Annotated in this window: 20 protein-coding genes; 11 read left to right on the plus strand and 9 right to left on the minus strand. The window is 49.8% G+C overall.

Annotated elements, in window-relative coordinates:
* The first annotated feature begins 4 nt into the window (after nt 1-4).
* A complete protein-coding gene (locus tag BUA12_RS05645) occupies nt 5-1,165 on the plus strand; it encodes an ABC transporter ATP-binding protein (RefSeq protein WP_072709284.1) in 1,161 nt (386 codons plus the stop codon).
* Between the two features lie 87 nt (nt 1,166-1,252).
* Nucleotides 1,253-1,939, plus strand: coding sequence for a VOC family protein (locus tag BUA12_RS05650; RefSeq protein ID WP_072709286.1), 687 nt, complete (start codon nt 1,253-1,255; stop codon nt 1,937-1,939).
* Here the strand turns inward: BUA12_RS05650 and BUA12_RS05655 are convergent.
* A complete protein-coding gene (locus BUA12_RS05655; RefSeq protein WP_072709288.1) occupies nt 1,924-2,169 on the minus strand; it encodes a hypothetical protein in 246 nt (81 codons plus the stop codon). The genes BUA12_RS05650 and BUA12_RS05655 overlap by 16 nt on opposite strands.
* A gap of 57 nt (nt 2,170-2,226) precedes the next feature.
* Here BUA12_RS05655 and BUA12_RS05660 point away from each other — a divergent pair, with 57 nt between their 5' ends.
* Nucleotides 2,227-3,489, plus strand: a complete 1,263-nt coding sequence (locus BUA12_RS05660) for a lipid II:glycine glycyltransferase FemX (RefSeq protein WP_072709290.1) — start codon at nt 2,227-2,229, stop codon at nt 3,487-3,489.
* Nucleotides 3,490-3,536: 47 nt separating this feature from the next.
* Here the strand turns inward: BUA12_RS05660 and BUA12_RS05665 are convergent, their stop codons facing one another.
* From BUA12_RS05665 to BUA12_RS13030, 4 genes are read right to left on the minus strand one after another with little or no spacing between them, the layout of a single operon-like run.
* Complete coding sequence (locus tag BUA12_RS05665) at nt 3,537-3,812, minus strand: hypothetical protein (protein WP_072709292.1); 276 nt, start codon at nt 3,810-3,812, stop codon at nt 3,537-3,539.
* Nucleotides 3,813-3,829: 17 nt separating this feature from the next.
* Nucleotides 3,830-4,141, minus strand: coding sequence for a hypothetical protein (locus BUA12_RS05670; protein ID WP_072709294.1), 312 nt, complete (start codon nt 4,139-4,141; stop codon nt 3,830-3,832).
* A complete protein-coding gene (locus BUA12_RS05675; RefSeq protein ID WP_072709295.1) occupies nt 4,138-5,292 on the minus strand; it encodes an MFS transporter in 1,155 nt (384 codons plus the stop codon). Before BUA12_RS05675 ends, BUA12_RS05670 begins: the two co-directional genes overlap by 4 nt.
* A gap of 21 nt (nt 5,293-5,313) precedes the next feature.
* Nucleotides 5,314-5,484 carry an SE1832 family protein gene (locus BUA12_RS13030; protein ID WP_178138230.1) on the minus strand — a complete coding sequence of 57 codons (171 nt, stop codon included), beginning with the start codon at nt 5,482-5,484 and terminating at the stop codon, nt 5,314-5,316.
* Nucleotides 5,485-5,601: 117 nt separating this feature from the next.
* On the opposite strand from BUA12_RS13030, the gene BUA12_RS05680 reads away from it, so the two are divergent.
* On the plus strand, nt 5,602-6,297 hold the full coding sequence (locus BUA12_RS05680; RefSeq protein ID WP_072709297.1) for a phosphotransferase: 696 nt from the start codon (nt 5,602-5,604) through the stop codon (nt 6,295-6,297).
* A gap of 27 nt (nt 6,298-6,324) precedes the next feature.
* Here BUA12_RS05680 and BUA12_RS05685 read toward each other — a convergent pair whose 3' ends face one another.
* On the minus strand, nt 6,325-7,560 hold the full coding sequence (locus BUA12_RS05685; protein WP_072709299.1) for a helix-turn-helix domain-containing protein: 1,236 nt from the start codon (nt 7,558-7,560) through the stop codon (nt 6,325-6,327).
* 106 nt (nt 7,561-7,666) lie between these two features.
* On the opposite strand from BUA12_RS05685, the gene BUA12_RS05690 reads away from it, so the two are divergent.
* The 5 genes from BUA12_RS05690 (at nt 7,667) to BUA12_RS05710 (ending at nt 12,447) form a co-directional block, all read left to right on the plus strand.
* Nucleotides 7,667-9,016 (plus strand): MFS transporter, encoded by a 1,350-nt coding sequence (locus BUA12_RS05690; RefSeq protein ID WP_072709301.1) that lies wholly within the window; start codon nt 7,667-7,669, stop codon nt 9,014-9,016.
* 300 nt (nt 9,017-9,316) lie between these two features.
* Entirely contained in the window at nt 9,317-10,249 is a 933-nt protein-coding gene (gene ehuB, locus BUA12_RS05695; RefSeq protein ID WP_072709303.1) for an ectoine/hydroxyectoine ABC transporter substrate-binding protein EhuB, read from the plus strand.
* 67 nt (nt 10,250-10,316) lie between these two features.
* Nucleotides 10,317-10,979 carry an amino acid ABC transporter permease gene (locus BUA12_RS05700; RefSeq protein ID WP_084669956.1) on the plus strand — a complete coding sequence of 221 codons (663 nt, stop codon included), beginning with the start codon at nt 10,317-10,319 and terminating at the stop codon, nt 10,977-10,979.
* Nucleotides 10,979-11,680, plus strand: coding sequence for an ectoine/hydroxyectoine ABC transporter permease subunit EhuD (gene ehuD, locus BUA12_RS05705; protein WP_072709305.1), 702 nt, complete (start codon nt 10,979-10,981; stop codon nt 11,678-11,680). Before BUA12_RS05700 ends, ehuD begins: the two co-directional genes overlap by 1 nt.
* A complete protein-coding gene (locus BUA12_RS05710) occupies nt 11,677-12,447 on the plus strand; it encodes an amino acid ABC transporter ATP-binding protein (protein WP_072709307.1) in 771 nt (256 codons plus the stop codon). Before ehuD ends, BUA12_RS05710 begins: the two co-directional genes overlap by 4 nt.
* A 159-nt stretch (nt 12,448-12,606) precedes the next feature.
* Here the strand turns inward: BUA12_RS05710 and BUA12_RS05715 are convergent, their stop codons facing one another.
* From BUA12_RS05715 to BUA12_RS05725, 3 genes are all read right to left on the minus strand, one after another.
* Complete coding sequence (locus tag BUA12_RS05715; RefSeq protein WP_072709309.1) at nt 12,607-13,311, minus strand: PepSY domain-containing protein; 705 nt, start codon at nt 13,309-13,311, stop codon at nt 12,607-12,609.
* A 19-nt stretch (nt 13,312-13,330) separates the two neighbouring features.
* A complete protein-coding gene (locus BUA12_RS05720; protein WP_143146097.1) occupies nt 13,331-13,522 on the minus strand; it encodes a hypothetical protein in 192 nt (63 codons plus the stop codon).
* 76 nt (nt 13,523-13,598) lie between these two features.
* A complete protein-coding gene (locus BUA12_RS05725) occupies nt 13,599-13,862 on the minus strand; it encodes a hypothetical protein (protein WP_072709313.1) in 264 nt (87 codons plus the stop codon).
* Between the two features lie 184 nt (nt 13,863-14,046).
* Here BUA12_RS05725 and BUA12_RS05730 point away from each other — a divergent pair, with 184 nt between their 5' ends.
* The gene (locus tag BUA12_RS05730; protein WP_072709315.1) at nt 14,047-14,685 is read left to right on the plus strand and encodes a YczE/YyaS/YitT family protein; all 639 of its coding nucleotides are present in this window, start codon (nt 14,047-14,049) and stop codon (nt 14,683-14,685) included.
* A 68-nt stretch (nt 14,686-14,753) separates the two neighbouring features.
* Nucleotides 14,754-16,088, plus strand: coding sequence for an NCS2 family permease (locus BUA12_RS05735; protein WP_072709317.1), 1,335 nt, complete (start codon nt 14,754-14,756; stop codon nt 16,086-16,088).
* Nucleotides 16,089-16,344 lie beyond the last annotated feature (256 nt).

Here is a 16,344-nt window from a genome sequence, read left to right on the forward strand (position 1 = left end):
TGATATGGCAGAGTTGAAACTCGAAAATATAAAAAAAAGCTACGACAACGGTCCGGCGGTCGTGCGTGATTTCAATCTGACGATCGATGACGGCGAGTTCATCGTTTTCGTCGGCCCGTCGGGCTGCGGCAAATCGACAACGCTCAGGATGATTGCGGGCCTTGAAGAGATCACTGAAGGCGATTTGTACATCAACGGCAGACGCATGAATGATGTTGAACCGAAAAACAGGGATATCGCGATGGTGTTCCAAAACTACGCGCTTTATCCGCATATGAGCGTATATGACAATATGGCATTCGGCCTGAAGCTGAGGAAGACGCCGAAGAAGGAGATAAAAGCCCAGGTCCATGAGGCGGCGGAGATACTCGGCCTCACCGAATACCTTGACCGCAAACCGAAAGCACTGTCAGGGGGGCAGAGACAGCGTGTGGCACTCGGCAGAGCGATTGTACGCGATGCGGGTGTCTTCCTGATGGATGAGCCGCTCTCAAACCTCGATGCGAAACTCCGCGTGCAGATGCGTGCAGAAATCACCAAGCTGCATAAAAGACTTGAAACCACGACCATTTACGTGACCCACGACCAGACGGAGGCGCTCACGATGGCGACGAGGATCGTAGTGCTGAACAAGGGTGACATCATGCAGGTCGGGACACCGAAGGAAGTGTATGACCTGCCTGAAAATGTCTTCGTCGCAGAATTCATCGGCTCGCCGGCCATGAACGTTTTGGAGGGACGCATAGACGGCGGAGCATTCTTCATCGGGGATACCAGCTTTGAAATCCCCGAAGATAAAAGGCAGATGCTGATTGATGAAGGGTATGACGGAAAGCAGGTCAAATTCGGCATCCGTCCCGAAGATATCCGGGACGAAGCGAGGTATGTCAAAGCGTCGAAATCAAGTTTCGATGTTGAAATCCGTGTGAGCGAAATGCACGGTTCAGAAACCATGCTCTATGCAGATCTCGCCGGTCAGGAGTTCATTGCACGGGTGGATGCAAGGCATAATATCACGGTCGGCGACAGACTGAAATTTGCATTCGACATGGAAAACAGCCACTTTTTCGATATTGAAACGGGAAACAGGATTGTGAGCCGGGAGTACCGGGACAAAGAGGCGGAGCGGATCTGGAAAAGTCATTCCGGCATCATCAAAGTCTGAATGGGGTCCACGATGGGCCGGTATGGAGTGTTCAGGCATTCATGTCGGCTTTTTATTATAAAGAGAGCTTAATTGAGGGGGCAAAACATGATCCAGTTCGACCACATCATACATTACGTGAATCATCTCGACGAAGCACGGAAAGAGGCACCGCTCGAAATCCATTCCGGGGGGGTGCACAAGCGTCTCGGCACAGAGAACCTGTTATCCTACATCGATACAAGATACATCGAGTATCTCACCATCAGGGACCGTGACCAGTTCCATGACCATCTGCGTGAAGCAGAGGATTCCTTCGCCAAAGCAATCCATAAATGCAATTATACGGAAGGGTTCATCCGCTATGCGCTTGCCACGGACGATATTGTACAGCTTTGCGAGCGCTACCGGGCCCAGGGCTTCAAAACATTCGGACCACTGTATATGGAACGGGAAACCAATGGAGAGACATTGCGCTGGTCACTGCTCTATATATTGAGTGAGACTCATATGTTTCCATTTTTCATCCAATGGGAAGAGGATGACGATGCGAGAAGGGAAAGGATCCGGAGTTTTGGGGCCTCGATGGAACCTGCCGAAATGAAAATCACCCAGACGGTTAAGGATGCCGCTGAGTGGCAGGCGTTCTTCGACGTCATCGGCATCTGGAAGGGACAGGTTGATGAAAATACCGTGATTGAGATCGAACAAGGCGATCACCCCGACATGTCGATTGAAATCGGCACGGGCGGTGAAAGCGGTGATTATCTGGGTGCGGATTACAAGTTTATATAAAGCATGAAAACGAGATGCGAAACGGCGGTCAGGACGGTCAGGAGTGCGAATATCTTCATCGCCGCAGAGCCGCCTACGAGAAGATATACAAGGGCCAGGATGAATGAAATGACGGCCAGGATGATGCGGGCGCTCAACAGCTGGATGAACCCTGTATCAAAGTACTGTGTCATTTCGATCATGCTGGCTGCATTGAGCAGCAGTAAAATGATCAATATAACGATTCTCATATATAACGCCACCTTTCATAAATGGAATTATAACAGATTTTTGGATTGGAGATAACTATGTATAAACGACAGCATTTAAGTGAGGAAGAACATAATCGGTTCATAGAAGACCATCCGAATGGAGACCTGCTCCAGCTGACGGACTGGGCAGCTTCAAAAAAACTGACTGGATGGTATTTCAGGCGCTTTGCAATCACCGATGAAACTTCGGAAACACGGGGTGCGGCCACACTTTTATTTAAAAAGGTGCCTAAATTGAATGCGACGCTCTGCTATATTTCCCGGGGCTTCGTCTGCGACTACCACGATCATGCGCTCGTCGAGGCGATGCTGAAAGAGGCGGTCGCCATCGCGAAGGAAGAGAAGGCCTATACGATTAAAATCGACCCTGATCTGCCTGTAGCCCGGTATGAAGATGCGCTTGAAAACCTTAAAGTACTCGGCTTCAGGCATCACGGTTTCCAGGACGGCATGAGCAAGAATACGATTCAGCCGCGCCAGACGATGGTGACGGATATCGCCAAGGACGATGCCTCACTGCTGAAAAGCTTCGAGCGCAACAACCGGACTAAAGTGCGCAGTGCACTCAGGAAGGGGACGGAAGTGTATGTGGCATCGCGTGAGGATCTCCCGGTCTTCGTCGACCTCATGAAAGAGACGGGGGAGCGCGACGGTTTCCTCACGCGTGATATCACCTATTTCGAATCGATGTACGACCATCTGAACCCGAACGGCCATATGGAACTCTTCCTTGTCCGGCTCATCCCTTCCAACGTGGAGGCGTCCGTGATCGAGGACCTTGAAAAGCTGGATAAAGATATCGAAAAGGCAGGTAAGAAAAAGGACGGCATCAAGAAGGACAACGAGTTGAAGGGCCTCGCCGGCAGGCGGGAAAAACTTGAAAATCAGCTCGAAGAGGCCCGGAGAATCAAGCAGGCACACCCTGAAGGGATCATCTTGTCGGGTGCACTGCTTGCATTGTCCGGCCACAAGGCTTATTACTTATACGGCGCCTCATCGAATGAATACAGGGATTACCTGCCGAACCATCATATGCAGTTCGTCATGATGCAGTATGCAAGGGACAAGGGTGCAAAAACGTATGACTTCGGCGGTGTCAGTGTGATGCCTGAGAAGGATTCGCCGCACTTCGGGCTATGGCAGTTCAAAAAAGTATGGGGTACGGAAGTTTCAGAGAAGATCGGGGAATTCGACTTCATATTGAGGCGGCCCATATATATGGCGGCAGAAATCGGTGTACCGATATTCCAAAAAGGCAAGATCAGGATGAACCAGCTGAGGAAAGGGAAAAAAGAATGACGATGAAAAACCCGGGCAGGATTCCTGTCCGGGTTTTGTCTGAGAACTTACAAAAGATAGGGCCTCGATATGATGAGGACCATGATGAAGATGAGTGAGGCAGCGCTCACGGCGGAGAGCGAGATGCGCATGGCCATATACAGTGCTTCGCTCTCATACATATGGGGTGCATTCCGCCACAGGCGGATGCTGATGAGCACCCCGAAAAGTGCCGTGAAGATCCATAAATACAGGTTCAGCTGCATGATGCTCGCGTGTATGAAATAGTTGATGAAAAAAAGCAGCTGCATTATGATCAGCAGGACAGATATGACTCTTCTCATATTCTCACCTTCCCATCTCAATTCATAAATACCATTATGATCAGAACGGCTGCAAACATTGCAGTGAAGGCGTAGACTAAAAACACATTGTCGCGATCATCTCTGGTCTCCTTGAATGCGGCTATTTCAATGGACAGCATCAACGACAGGCCGAGCACGAAGACGATCACCGAGTCCGGGTCGGTCAGTGACAGGCTGTAGACCAGTATCATCAGGAGAAAAGCGACACCGGAAATCAGTCTCATGGCATCGAGGGCGCGGCTTCTCATTATCATGACAGTGGAATACCCGATTACAAGATAGATCAGAAGCATCAATGCAATGATCATTGAATCACCCGCTTTCTTTTACGATAGTACTGGAATATGAAGAACGTAGCGAACACCGTCACCGCGGCACCGAACCAAAACGGCATCCCCGGGGTGATCAGGAACAGCGCATTGAATACGAGCGGACCGAAAATGCGCCCGAGGCTGTCCATCGAATACGTGGTCGAAGTGATGCGTCCCATTTCATCGGTCTGTGCTTCCTTGGTGATCTGTGAAGTGATGAGCGTCCTCACCAAAGCATTCCCCACCATCAGGAAGACGATGCAGACACCGGCATAGAAGAGGCCGTTCATGAACGGCAGCATGATGAAGGCAATGAGTGTAAACACCTGGCCTGCAATCATGAACGGCAGCTCCTGACCGTCCTTGAGCCTGCGTATCACACCACCCTGGACGATGGCATTGAATATGCCCCCGATGAAGAATAAAACCCCCATCTCCGCCGGGGTGATGCTGATCCTTTCAATACCGAGCAGCTGGAATGTACTTTCCATGCCGCTGTTGATGAACATGATGAGGAATGTACATACAAGCAAAATGCCGACCGGCTGAAGGAGGTACTCCGTCGGAAGGGTGATATCCTTCCTGACCGAAGTCGTCGGCCGATAGGTTTCTTTTATCTTTAAAACGGCCACGACCAGAGTCGCCAGAATGACGAAGGTGGTCATGTAGTAAGCCAGGCTCAGGCTGATGCCGGCGAGCAGTCCACCGATACCCGGGCCGAAGATGAAGCCCATGCCGATTGCCATTCCGACAAGGCCCATGTACTTGGTGCGGGTCTCCCGTGTCGTTATGTCTGCGACCATGCTGGTCGTTGCGGTATAGAGCGCACCCGATGCCGCCCCGCCGAGTATGCGGCTTATGTAAAGAACAAAAAGGTTGTCTATGAAAACACCAAATATGAAAAAGCTGAGCGCAAATGCAAATAAACCATAAAGCAGGATCTTGCGACGGCCGTATTTATCGCTGAGGCGCCCGAAAAACGGAGCCGATAAGAAGCTTGCCAGAGAATAGACGGCGAGCAGCCACCCCATATGTATGGTTGATGCCTCAAGTTCCGTGACGATTTCCGGGATGACTGGAATGATCATGCTGAAACCGAAGTAAATCAGGAACTGGATGAGCATGATTACGGATATCATTCTTTTCATTTCATGCACTTCCTGAAATTGTTATTTTTGTTGTCTGATTTTATTTTTCGTCTCTGTAATTTCATTCTCGATGTTGAGGAGCTGCCTCTCAAGGCTTTCGGTATTATGGCCGGTCGACTCGACTTTTTCCAGATCGGCCTGGATGCGGACATAATCATGTTTCAATTCTTTCAGTTTATATTCCAAGTCCATGTTGACACCACCTTAAATACTGATTGTATCATATCATAAAGTTACAATATTAGGGGAATCACTGAATGACATTTCCACTACAACTTAGGTATGATTATAACGAATGGAGGAGAAGTCATGCACACCTTTGAAATCTATGAGGAATATTATAAGTGGCACCCGCTCAAGGGGGACGACACCACGGAAATATATTTGCTTGAATATGGAAAAGACGAAGAACCGAACCAATACGAGCCTACCGAACCGCTGATCGCCAAGTCCTATACGGACGACATCAAAAAGACGAGACGTGAACATAAACGCCAGCTCTGGCTCGAAGTCAACGGTGTGAACGGCGTGCCGAAACCGGTCACCTATTATCAGGAAGACTACGCCTACCTATTCTATATCGCCCTGCCGGGTGCCGGAGCGGATGAATTCCTGAAGGAAGCCGGCGATGGGGTGCGTGCAGCCATCATGAAGCAGGCCGGACGTTATTTGAGCCTGTTGCATAAAACGAAGGCAGAAGAGTGCCCGTTCGTATTTTACGATGAAGAAAATGATATGCACAATGACATCGTGTTCGGCCACGGCGACTTCGTCCTGGCGAACGTCATCGTCAATGAAAGTTACATCACAGGCGCCGTCGATGTCATCAACATCGGCCTGCGCGACCGCTATGTCGATATTGCGAGCATGGTCAAAAGCATCGAAGAGAATCTCGGCGCATCTTACGTGGCTCACTTTTATGAAGGGTACCGCATCCTCGGTGAAGTCGATGAAGACAAGCTCGAGTACTTCAAAGTACACGGCGACGGAAAAAGAAGAACGTGAGGGCATGATTGTCCTCGCGTTCTTTTTTCAGCCGAAAATGATGCCCTGCACTTCATGGAATTCCTTAGTGAACATCGAACCTTTCAAATCGGCGATGGAGGCTTCCAGCTTCCTGAATGCCTTCCGGGCTTCATCGACATGGCCGGCCTCGAATAAACTCATCGGATGGACGGTGGCCCGGGTCGCGATGATGATGCGGTCGAGCGGGAATTGGGCGACTTCACGGTCGTACAGCGAGGGGTCGAAATTTTCCTGGACATATTCAAGATGCCCTTTATGGTAGTTGATTTCAAGGTCGATCATCTTCAGTGTATTCTCATAGTTTTTCAAGTATATGGGGTCGGTGCTCTCGGTTGTCATGACCTTCTTCCGGTATTTTTCAAGATCGCTGAGGTGGCGTGATTCATCCTCCACAAGTACAAACCGCAGCTGTACGGGATGTGCTTCGCTGAAAATTTCCAGCTTGTAGTGGGGACTCTCATTGAAACCCAGATACTTTCTGAGGTTTTCGTTATATCGCTCATATTCCGCTTCATGGCCGATTGTGCCGTAATAGTAGCCGAACAGCACGTTTTGAGAGAAGTAATATTTGAAGTTCTCATATTTGAACGAGCTCTCAATGAGCAATTTTCCATACTCGATGAAATCCTCAGCATCAAATTCCAGAGCGAGCCCGCTCCTCCAATAAAGATAGTCGAGTTCAAGCCCGGAGTCATACTCCTTGAACGTCTGCACCTCCGCCTCCAGAGCGAGAAGTTTCCTGTAGGCTTTTTTGTATTCCCTGCTGTAAAGCATCGATAAAGCATCGTTCACCTGATCTTTGACGGCGAGGTTGCGGAGCCCCGTTTCCTCATAAAAACCCGTGACCTTCTCCGTCACCCGGTCTGCAAGGTCATGCCGGCCCTTGTAACGGTAGTATACCCGAACGATATGATAGAGGCGCATACCGACCTGGGAGGAAGAAATCCTGTCCAGGTTCGGGAGGATCTTCTCCTCCACAAATTCCGTGGGAAAGGTGTACATGTTATATAATATGTCGTTTTCCACCATTTCACGCGTCCACTCTTCATCCCCTTCCTGCAACAGGTAGCTCACGGAAACGTCAAGCGCTTTTGCGAGGTACCCAAGCGTCTCCATCGAGGGCCTCGACTTTTCATTCTCGATCAGGCTGAGCATGCCTTTCGTGATTTCACTTCCTGCCAGTTCCGCAAGCGTCAGACTTTTTTCTTTTCTAAGTTTCCTTATGCGTTGACCAAGTCCCATTCCATCACTCCCCACATATTAGTTTAATTATATTAAACTTTTTCTTGACATGCAAGAGAAGTTATTTTACACTAAGTTTAATTAAATTAAACAAGGGGGTGGCACGATGACTGCAGATGAAAAAATGCCTTTCCGTGAAAAACAGAATTTTGCCGTGTATCTTTTCAGCCGCTTGATGCTGAGTATTGGAGATTATGTATATCTATTCGCAGTTTCGTACTTCATCCTGTATGAAACGGGCTCTTCACTTTATTTTTCCATCAATCTTGCGATATCCATAGTCGTCTCGCTCATATTGCTTCCGTTTTCCGGCCTGCTGAGTGACCTGGGTGACAAACGGCGGATTGTGATTGCGGGGGAAATGATGTTCACACTGGTGTTGTTTGGTTTATTCCTCTACACGTACTTCTTCGGAATCAGCCTCTCAGCCATCTATGTCACAACATTCTTCATGTCGCTCATCAGCCCTTTCATAGAAAACGCATTCCAGGCATCCATGACAGAGTTGTTCCATAAAAACAGGATTCAGAAAATCATGGGATATGTGTCGGCGATGATTTCAGCGTCGGTCATCGCAGGCCCGGTCCTTGGCGGCATACTGTTCGGCCTCCTCAGCTTTCATCAGATCATATTATTCTATTTTATGCTGTTTGCACTTTCGACCATGCTGGATTTTCTCCTGAAGTTCGACCTCTATCATGAAGTGGGGGATTATGAAGGTGGAGGGACCGCTGATAAGAGTCCCGGCAGTTTCAAGGCAGAAATCACCGGAGGTTTAAGGTTCATCAAAAGCAATGAAGTGTTGAAGCGGGTGCTCCTCATGGCCGCCTTCATCAACTTCGCCGGTGCGACACTGTCGGTTCTACCCGAGAAGATGATGATCACGGAACTGCACTTCGAGCCGGCACTCGTCGGTTATGCAAATGCATGCCTCGGTGCCGGGATGATTTTAGGGGGGATTTTAATCGGCAGTGCCAAAAAGATGAAGAACCCGCTTTCCCTGGAGAAGAAGGGCCTCCTGTGCCTTGCTGTGCTCACTGCGCTTTATCCGCTGCCGATATACCTGGATATGGCGGTACTGCCGAACTTCATATATATCGGGTTGCTCGGCTTCCTGCTCGCAATCAGTCTGCAGCTTGTCAACATCCCGTTCGGCATATATCTCCAGCTGGTCGTGCCGCAGAAGATCAAAGGGCGGGTCTTCTCATCCATGGCACTGGTGGCGACAAGCCTGATGCCGATCGGCACCATCATTTACGGTCTGCTCTACGATATCGGCGGCTACTGGGTGATCAATTTGGTGAGCGGCGGTTCCATCGCAGTGATATCTTTGGTGCTGCTGGATAAGGAAATTCTTAAGAAATCCGGAAATTCATACGGTCAGGCGGTGAGGGAAGCCGAAAGGGGCGCGGCGCTTCCGGTTTCTGGGAAGGTCCCACAGCCACAGGAAGTTTAGCCGTGAATTAGTAATCAATAATTTATTTCGAAATATTCAGATTTATATGGAAAGTACATCATCTATGTTGTAATATGGAATTAAACATAAATTACTCGACACAATTTACACTATCACTGTTACAATGTTGTGGCGCTTATAGTAAGATACAAATATGGTTGCCTCTTCAATACAGCATTAATTGTATTGAAAGTAATTTCACCGCCTTATCACCCATATTTATACATCTTAGTATTTACTTAGGACGGCTGGTTTACCATATATGTAAACGCAGCACTAAAAATTACAGGGGGAGATTTTTTGAAGAAATTTACGATTTTACTTACTTTTGCTATGGTGCTTGTTTTGGCAGCGTGCGGTAACGGGAACGGTGACGGAAACGGCGGAGAAGAGGCTGACGGTGAAGGTAATGGTGAAGGCGAAGGCAGAGTCGCGGAACTGCAGGAAGAAGGTACGGTGAATGTCGGTTTCGCCAACGAACCGCCATACGCTTACCAGGACTCCGATTCAGGCGAACTTGAAGGCGCGAACATAGAAATCGCTAAAGCGGTGTTCCAGGAGATGGGCATCGAGGAAGTGAACGGTCATCTGACGGACTGGGGCGAGTTGATTCCGGGTGTACAGGCGGGTCAGTATGATGTCATCACTGCCGGCATGGCCATCCTGCCGGACAGGTGTGAGAACGCAGCGTTCTCCGAACCTGAAATGCAGTATGGTGAAGGCCTTGTCGTTGCAGCAGGCAACCCGTACGACATCCACAGCTATGCAGACATCGCGGACAATGAAGAAGTTACACTTGCCTTGATGGAAGGTACGACACAGTTCGACTTCGTCGACCAGGAAGGTGTATCCGATGATCAAATCATGTCTGTAGCGGATATCCCGGGTCAGCTTTCAGCTGTCCAATCAGGTAATGCGGATGTAGCAGCAGCAACGGAGGCCACGCTCCGCGCGGCATATGAATCACTCGACAGCGATGACGTCGAGCTGGTCGAAGACTTCGAGCAGCCGGACATCTCAGGTGTGCCGAGTTACGGTGCAGCGGCATTCAATATGGATGATGAAGAACTGCGGGATGCTTACAATGAAGCGCTTGAAACATTGAAAGAAGATGGGACAATTGATGACATTCTGGATGATGCTGAAGGCTTCACAGCAGACGCAAACAGAGTCGAAGTCGGTGAAATGACTGCCGACGAACTCTGTGCAGGTGAAGAAGAGGAAGAAGAATAAACTTTAGGGTCCAGTGATTCCGGTGGAAGAGCTGGACCTTTCTATTTGATTTCGGAGGAGTGAGCCTATGTTTGAGACAGGGTGGAACATCCTGAACTTTTTAACTCAGGGTCTTGGCACCACTTTAAGTATTTTTCTTACTGCCACAGTATTCTCTTTCCTGATGGCATTTATAGCCGGACTCACCAGACTGTCGGGTAACATCCTGATCCGGGGTGCCGCTGCTGTATATGTGGAAGTATTCAGGGGCACATCTTTGATCGTCCAGCTGTTCTGGCTGTATTATGCAGTGCCGATGCTTTTCAACATAAATCTCGGAAGCAACTGGTGGGTCGGGGTCGTGGCGATTGCACTGAACTACGGTGCATATATGTCCGAAGTGGTCAGGACCTCGGTCATTTCCGTCGACAAAGGTCAGACGGAAGCGAGCATCGCACTCAATTTGTCACGCTTCCAAAGGATGCGCGACGTCATCCTGCCGCAGGCACTCAGACTTATGCTGCCTGAATTCGGCAACTATTCCATACAGATACTTAAAGGGACTGCACTGGTGTCGTTGATCGGCCTCACAGATATATTGTATTTCGGGGACATATACCGCTCGACCAACCTGTCGGAGGGGCCTCTTGCCTATCTGATGGTGCTGATCATGTACTTCATCATTGCATTGCCTCTCATCTGGCTGTCCAAAAAAGGTGAGAAAATCGCAAGAAGAGGGGTGGCGAGCTGATGAGTTATTGGAGCTGGGAAACTTTTATGGATGCTTTACCAATCATCATTACAGGCCTCAATGTTACGCTCGGCCTCACCGTCGCGAGCTTCCTGCTCGCACTTGCAGCAGGTTTCGTCTGGCTGATACTTGAATCTACACCGGTGAAGGCATTTAATTTCATCGTCTATTGGATCAGGGAGTTCATCCGGTCCACACCACCGATCGTGCAGATTTTCTTCCTTTATTTTGCATGGCCGATGGTACCGTACGTCGGCACCTCATTTACGCCGTTTGTTGCAGCGATGCTCGCGCTCGGCATACATTTTTCAACATATATCAGTGAGGTATACCGCTCGGGTATAGACAGTGTGGACAAAGGGCAATGGGAAGCGGCGACGGCATTGAATTTCTCGGTGAAGGACAAATGGCTCACCATCGTCCTGCCGCAGGCGATTCCGCCGACCGTCCCGATGCTCGGCAACTATCTGATCATTTTATTCAAGGAAGTGCCGCTTGCAGCGACGATCGGCGTCGTGGGTATTTTGAGCATCGCGAGGAGCTACGGCGCACAGACGTGGTCCTATCTCGAACCGCTCACCATCGTCGCGTTACTGTTCCTCATGTTGAGCTATCCATCCGCGCTCTTAGTCAGAGCGCTTGAGAAAAAAATGAACCGCCGCTTCGACAAGAAGAAAATGAAAGTGAAGGTGACAGAATAATGGAACCGATTGTTCAATATAAGAATATTCATAAATCCTTCGGTGATACACACGTATTGAAAGGGATCGATCTCGATATCTATCCGGGCGAGAAAATTGCCATCATAGGGCCGAGTGGCTCCGGTAAGACGACGATCATCCGACTTTTGATGACTTTGGAGGAACCGACGGACGGTGACATATATGTCGCCGGCAAGAATTTGTGGAAAGTCGAGAGGAAGGGGAAGATGGTGCCGGCAAAAGAGAAACAGCTCGCCGATGTCAGAAAAGACATCGGCATGGTGTTCCAGCACTTCAACCTTTTCCCGCATAAGACGATTCTCGACAACTGCGCAATGCCCCTCATCAACGTCAAGAAAATGAAGAAGGGCGAGGCACGGGAAATGTCGAAGCAGATGCTCGACCGCGTGGGACTCGGGGACAAGTATGATGCATATCCGGCCAATTTGTCGGGCGGGCAGAAGCAGCGTGTCGCCATGGCACGGGCGCTCGTCATGAAACCGAAAATCATGCTGTTTGATGAAGTCACTTCAGCACTCGATCCGGAACTTGTGGGGGAAGTGCTCGAAGTCATCCGTGACCTTGCCGAGAACGATGAAATGGCGATGGTCCTCGTGACGCATGAAATGGACTTTGCACTTGAAATTGCTGACAGGGTCCTGTTTCTCGATGAGGGCGTCATCGCCGAATCCGGCCCGGCCGACGAAGTCATCAACAAGTCGGACAATCCGAGGCTGCAGGGCTTCTTAAAAAGATTCAGGGCATAATTATGGAGAAGCGGGGCATGGGTCCCGCTCTTTTTTTGTGATGCTGCCGGCCTCCTCCTGTTGAATCGAGACCTTTATAAGAAAAAATTCAAGTGGCCGGAGCCACCCATGGATTGAAAAAACGGAACCCGCAGGGGTTCCGTCTCTTTAAAGTCTTCATCAATCATCGACTTCAATGATTTCGCCGGATTCGGCATTGATTTTAACTTCTGCATCATCACCAAGGTCGGTGCTGTTCAGCTCAACGTCATATTCAAGCTGACCGTCGTCTTTCTCCAATGTCCATTCTTCAAGTTCTCCGCCGGCTTCGTCCATAGCAGTGCTGACAGCCTCATCATGGGGAATTGCGTCCTCGTATGCAAAGCGGTCATCAGGGTCGTTGTCGTCATCGGCTTCGGTCTCTTCCTCCAATATGGAAAGGTCTTCCGTCAGCATTTTGACTTCGTAGTCCTCTGAATCATTTTCAAGCTTCACTTCATATACCCACTCGCCGTCTTCCTGATCGAGTTTCAGCTCAACCAGATCACCGTCGAAATTTTCCTGGGCGGCGCTCACTGCCTCTTCAGGAGTGGAGCCGAGCTGATCCAGTACTGCTACACCTGTAGGTTCATCACTTCCGGAGTCCTCTTCAGCTTCTCCGTCAGTATCTTCCGCAGATTCTTCTTCATCTTCAACGATGTCATCTGCCGGGTCGCCATCCTCTCCGTCATCGGCCGTTTCAGCCTCTTCGGTTGTACCGCTCTCCTCCACAGCGTCATCCTCCTCCGGTGCGACGACTTCATCCTCCCCCACGTCTCCGCAGGCGCCCAATACCAGCCCGGTGGATAGGACGAGTGTGGCCAGTGTGTATTTGTGTTTTTTCATTCAACCCAGCTCCTTCATATTATTCATCCGCTTCGGTGTCTCCCGGATCTGACGATGTGTCATCCGTACTTGCCCCGGTTTCTGTATCAGTCTCTTCCGCATCCTCACTCATTTCATGTGAATTCTCTTCATTCGCATCTTCGGCCACATCCTCCGCAGGCCCGGTCTCCTCTGCTTCACCGCAGGCACTGAGCCCCACTCCTGTAGACAATACCATTACGGAAGATTGTATTTACGCAGCTTTATCTAATGCATCGCATTTGTCCAAAAGCCGTTTCCGGACAATTTTAATCTTCAGACCCGTTATCTTGTTCAGTATCGGCTTCGTCTTCCGATGTGTCATCAACCGTGCTTTCACCGGTTGTGTCATCCGTACCGTCGTCTGTATCACCTGGCGTGTCTGAATCTTCATCGACTTCCACTGAAGTGTCTTCATTGCCCTCTTCAACGACATCGCCAGCCGGATCTGTTTCCTCGGCATCCCCGCAGGCGCCGAGCACGAGTCCTGCGGATAATAAGATAGCCCCCAGCTTGTATTTATATGCCTTCAATCAAAACAACTCCTTCATTATAATAGTACTGTTTTCAATCATTAATAATTTACCTTATAAATCACTCTTTCAAACATCAGGGGAGGCTATGCACGCCGCTTAATGAACTCCCGCTCAATTTGACTATTGTCATTTCAGGTGGATAGCTATAAAATAAGTCTGTATATGGATAGGAGGATAATGATTGAGGAATTCAATATTCAAACGCTGGATATTTTTCGTCACAGGCATGATCATACTGTCACTCGGTGTAGCCCTCACCATAAAGGGCCGGTTGATGGGACTTGGGCCATGGGACGTTTTCCACTACGGCCTCTGGGAGACTTTCGGGCTGACGATCGGCTCATGGGCCATCATCGTGGGGGCTTTCATCGTCTTATTCACGGCGATTGCGCTGAAGCGGCTGCCCAAACTCGGGGTCTACATAAACATGTTCACCATCGGCATCTTCATAGATATCTTCAACTTTCTGCTTCCGGAAGTCGACGGCTGGATCATGCACGGCCTGGTTTTCACAGCTGGAGTGTTCGTCATGGCTTTCGGCATCGCCTTTTACATCACACCGAACCTTGGCGCCGGTCCCCGGGATTCACTGATGCTGTTCTTCATCGAAAAGTTCAATATGAAACTTTCGAGCGCACGTAATTTAATGGAAGGTTTCGCATTGGTCTGTGGTTTCCTCCTGGGAGGCCCGGTCTTCATCGGGAGTTTCATCATTGTCTTCTTCCTCGGCAGGCTGATCGAAAAATTCCTGCCGCTCACACGCCGCATGCTCATAAAATTCATCGGGCAGGATGACCCTGACATCATCAAAGTGATATGACGGAACCGTCACTCATCTCAATGGCGCATCATGAATCTGCACCAAAATAAAATGATTGGAGAAATGTAATGAAAAAGTACTTTGATTTCAAAGGACATGGCACGACATACCGCCGTGAAATTATCGGCGGGCTGACGACGTTCCTCTCCATGGCGTATATACTGGCAGTCAATCCGTCCATGTTATCCCTCCAGGGGATCGAAGGTGTACCGGATGACATGAAGATGGACATGAACGCCGTCTTCGTAGCGACAGCACTCGCAGCATTCGTGGGTACATTCATCATGGGGGTGTTTGCAAAGTATCCCATAGCACTCGCCCCCGGGATGGGACTGAATGCTTTCTTCGCATTCTCGGTCGTTCTTACGATGGGCATACCGTGGCAGACCGCCCTCACCGGGGTTTTATTCTCGGGAATCATTTTCGTAATCCTCACCATATCCGGTGTACGTGAATACATAATCAACGCCATCCCCATGGAGATGAAGATGGCCGTCAGCGCCGGCATCGGCTTCTTCATCACCTTCGTGGGCCTGCAGGGCGCCGGGATCATCACTTCAGATGAGGCGACGCTCGTCAGCCTTGGAACGATCCATGACCCGGGTGTGCTCCTTGCCGCCTTCGGCCTGTTGGTCACGGTCATACTGATGGCGAAGAAAGTGCCTGGTGCCATTTTCTTCGGTATGATCATCACGGCGGTCACGGGGCTGATCTTCAACCAGGTGCCGGTGCCTGATGGCCTCATCAGTGCGGCACCGAGCATGGAACCGACTTTCGGTGCGGCGTTTGAAGCGTTCTCTGATCCGGCACAGCTTTTCAACACGCAATTCCTGATCGTCGTGCTCACGTTCCTTTTCGTCGACTTTTTTGATACGGCGGGCACACTCGTGGGCGTCGCCTCACAGGCGAACTTCATCAAGGACAATAAACTGCCGCGCGCAGGCCGCGCATTGATGTCCGATGCGCTTGCCACGATTTCAGGGTCCATATTCGGTACATCGACGACCACCTCCTACGTGGAGTCCACTGCGGGGGTCGCCGCCGGGGCACGGACGGGTTTTGCAAGTGTCGTTACGGCCCTCCTGTTCCTGTCGGCAATATTCTTCTCGCCGCTGCTCGTCACATTCACATCTGAAGTGACGGCACCTGCACTGATCGTCGTCGGGGCGCTCATGGCCTCAAATTTGAGCAAGATACCATTCAACCAATTCGAAATCGCGGTGCCGGCTTTCCTGACGGTGTTCATCATGCCGCTTTCATACAGCATCGCGACAGGAATTGCAGTCGGCTTCATCTTCTATCCTGTAACGATGATCATGGCCGGGCGGAGGAAAGAAATTCATCCGATGATGTATGGACTCTTCCTCATCTTCATACTCTACTTCATATTCATGTCCGAGTAGGCTTGTGATATACAGCAGAATATAGTATAATGACGGGGTCGAAAAAACCTGTCGGAAAAAGAGCGGAAAAATCTTAGGTTATCTATTGATTTTTCCGCTCTTTTCGTGTATTATATCTAACGTTGGACTAAAAAGATGGAAACTTCCATCTTGAAATGAAAAGCACGTCGAACGTTGATGTTCCGGCTTTTCGATATCTGTGAAGCGAGAGGTTACCGACACACCCGGCCGCATTGCCATGGCAATGTGTTGGAGA

The organism is Lacicoccus alkaliphilus DSM 16010 (assembly GCF_900142805.1).
GTDB classification, from domain to species: Bacteria; Bacillota; Bacilli; order Staphylococcales; family Salinicoccaceae; genus Lacicoccus; species Lacicoccus alkaliphilus.

Coding starts and splice junctions, on each gene's coding strand:
- BUA12_RS05645 (WP_072709284.1), top strand. CDS start 5: ATGGCAGAGTTGAAACTCGAAAATATAAAAAAAAGCTACGACAACGGT.
- BUA12_RS05650 (WP_072709286.1), top strand. CDS start 1,253: ATGATCCAGTTCGACCACATCATACATTACGTGAATCATCTCGACGAA.
- BUA12_RS05655 (WP_072709288.1), bottom strand. CDS start 2,169: ATGAGAATCGTTATATTGATCATTTTACTGCTGCTCAATGCAGCCAGC.
- BUA12_RS05660 (WP_072709290.1), top strand. CDS start 2,227: ATGTATAAACGACAGCATTTAAGTGAGGAAGAACATAATCGGTTCATA.
- BUA12_RS05665 (WP_072709292.1), bottom strand. CDS start 3,812: ATGAGAAGAGTCATATCTGTCCTGCTGATCATAATGCAGCTGCTTTTT.
- BUA12_RS05670 (WP_072709294.1), bottom strand. CDS start 4,141: ATGATCATTGCATTGATGCTTCTGATCTATCTTGTAATCGGGTATTCC.
- BUA12_RS05675 (WP_072709295.1), bottom strand. CDS start 5,292: ATGAAAAGAATGATATCCGTAATCATGCTCATCCAGTTCCTGATTTAC.
- BUA12_RS13030 (WP_178138230.1), bottom strand. CDS start 5,484: ATGGACTTGGAATATAAACTGAAAGAATTGAAACATGATTATGTCCGC.
- BUA12_RS05680 (WP_072709297.1), top strand. CDS start 5,602: ATGCACACCTTTGAAATCTATGAGGAATATTATAAGTGGCACCCGCTC.
- BUA12_RS05685 (WP_072709299.1), bottom strand. CDS start 7,560: ATGGGACTTGGTCAACGCATAAGGAAACTTAGAAAAGAAAAAAGTCTG.
- BUA12_RS05690 (WP_072709301.1), top strand. CDS start 7,667: ATGACTGCAGATGAAAAAATGCCTTTCCGTGAAAAACAGAATTTTGCC.
- BUA12_RS05700 (WP_084669956.1), top strand. CDS start 10,317: ATGTTTGAGACAGGGTGGAACATCCTGAACTTTTTAACTCAGGGTCTT.
- ehuD (WP_072709305.1), top strand. CDS start 10,979: ATGAGTTATTGGAGCTGGGAAACTTTTATGGATGCTTTACCAATCATC.
- BUA12_RS05715 (WP_072709309.1), bottom strand. CDS start 13,311: ATGAAAAAACACAAATACACACTGGCCACACTCGTCCTATCCACCGGG.
- BUA12_RS05735 (WP_072709317.1), top strand. CDS start 14,754: ATGAAAAAGTACTTTGATTTCAAAGGACATGGCACGACATACCGCCGT.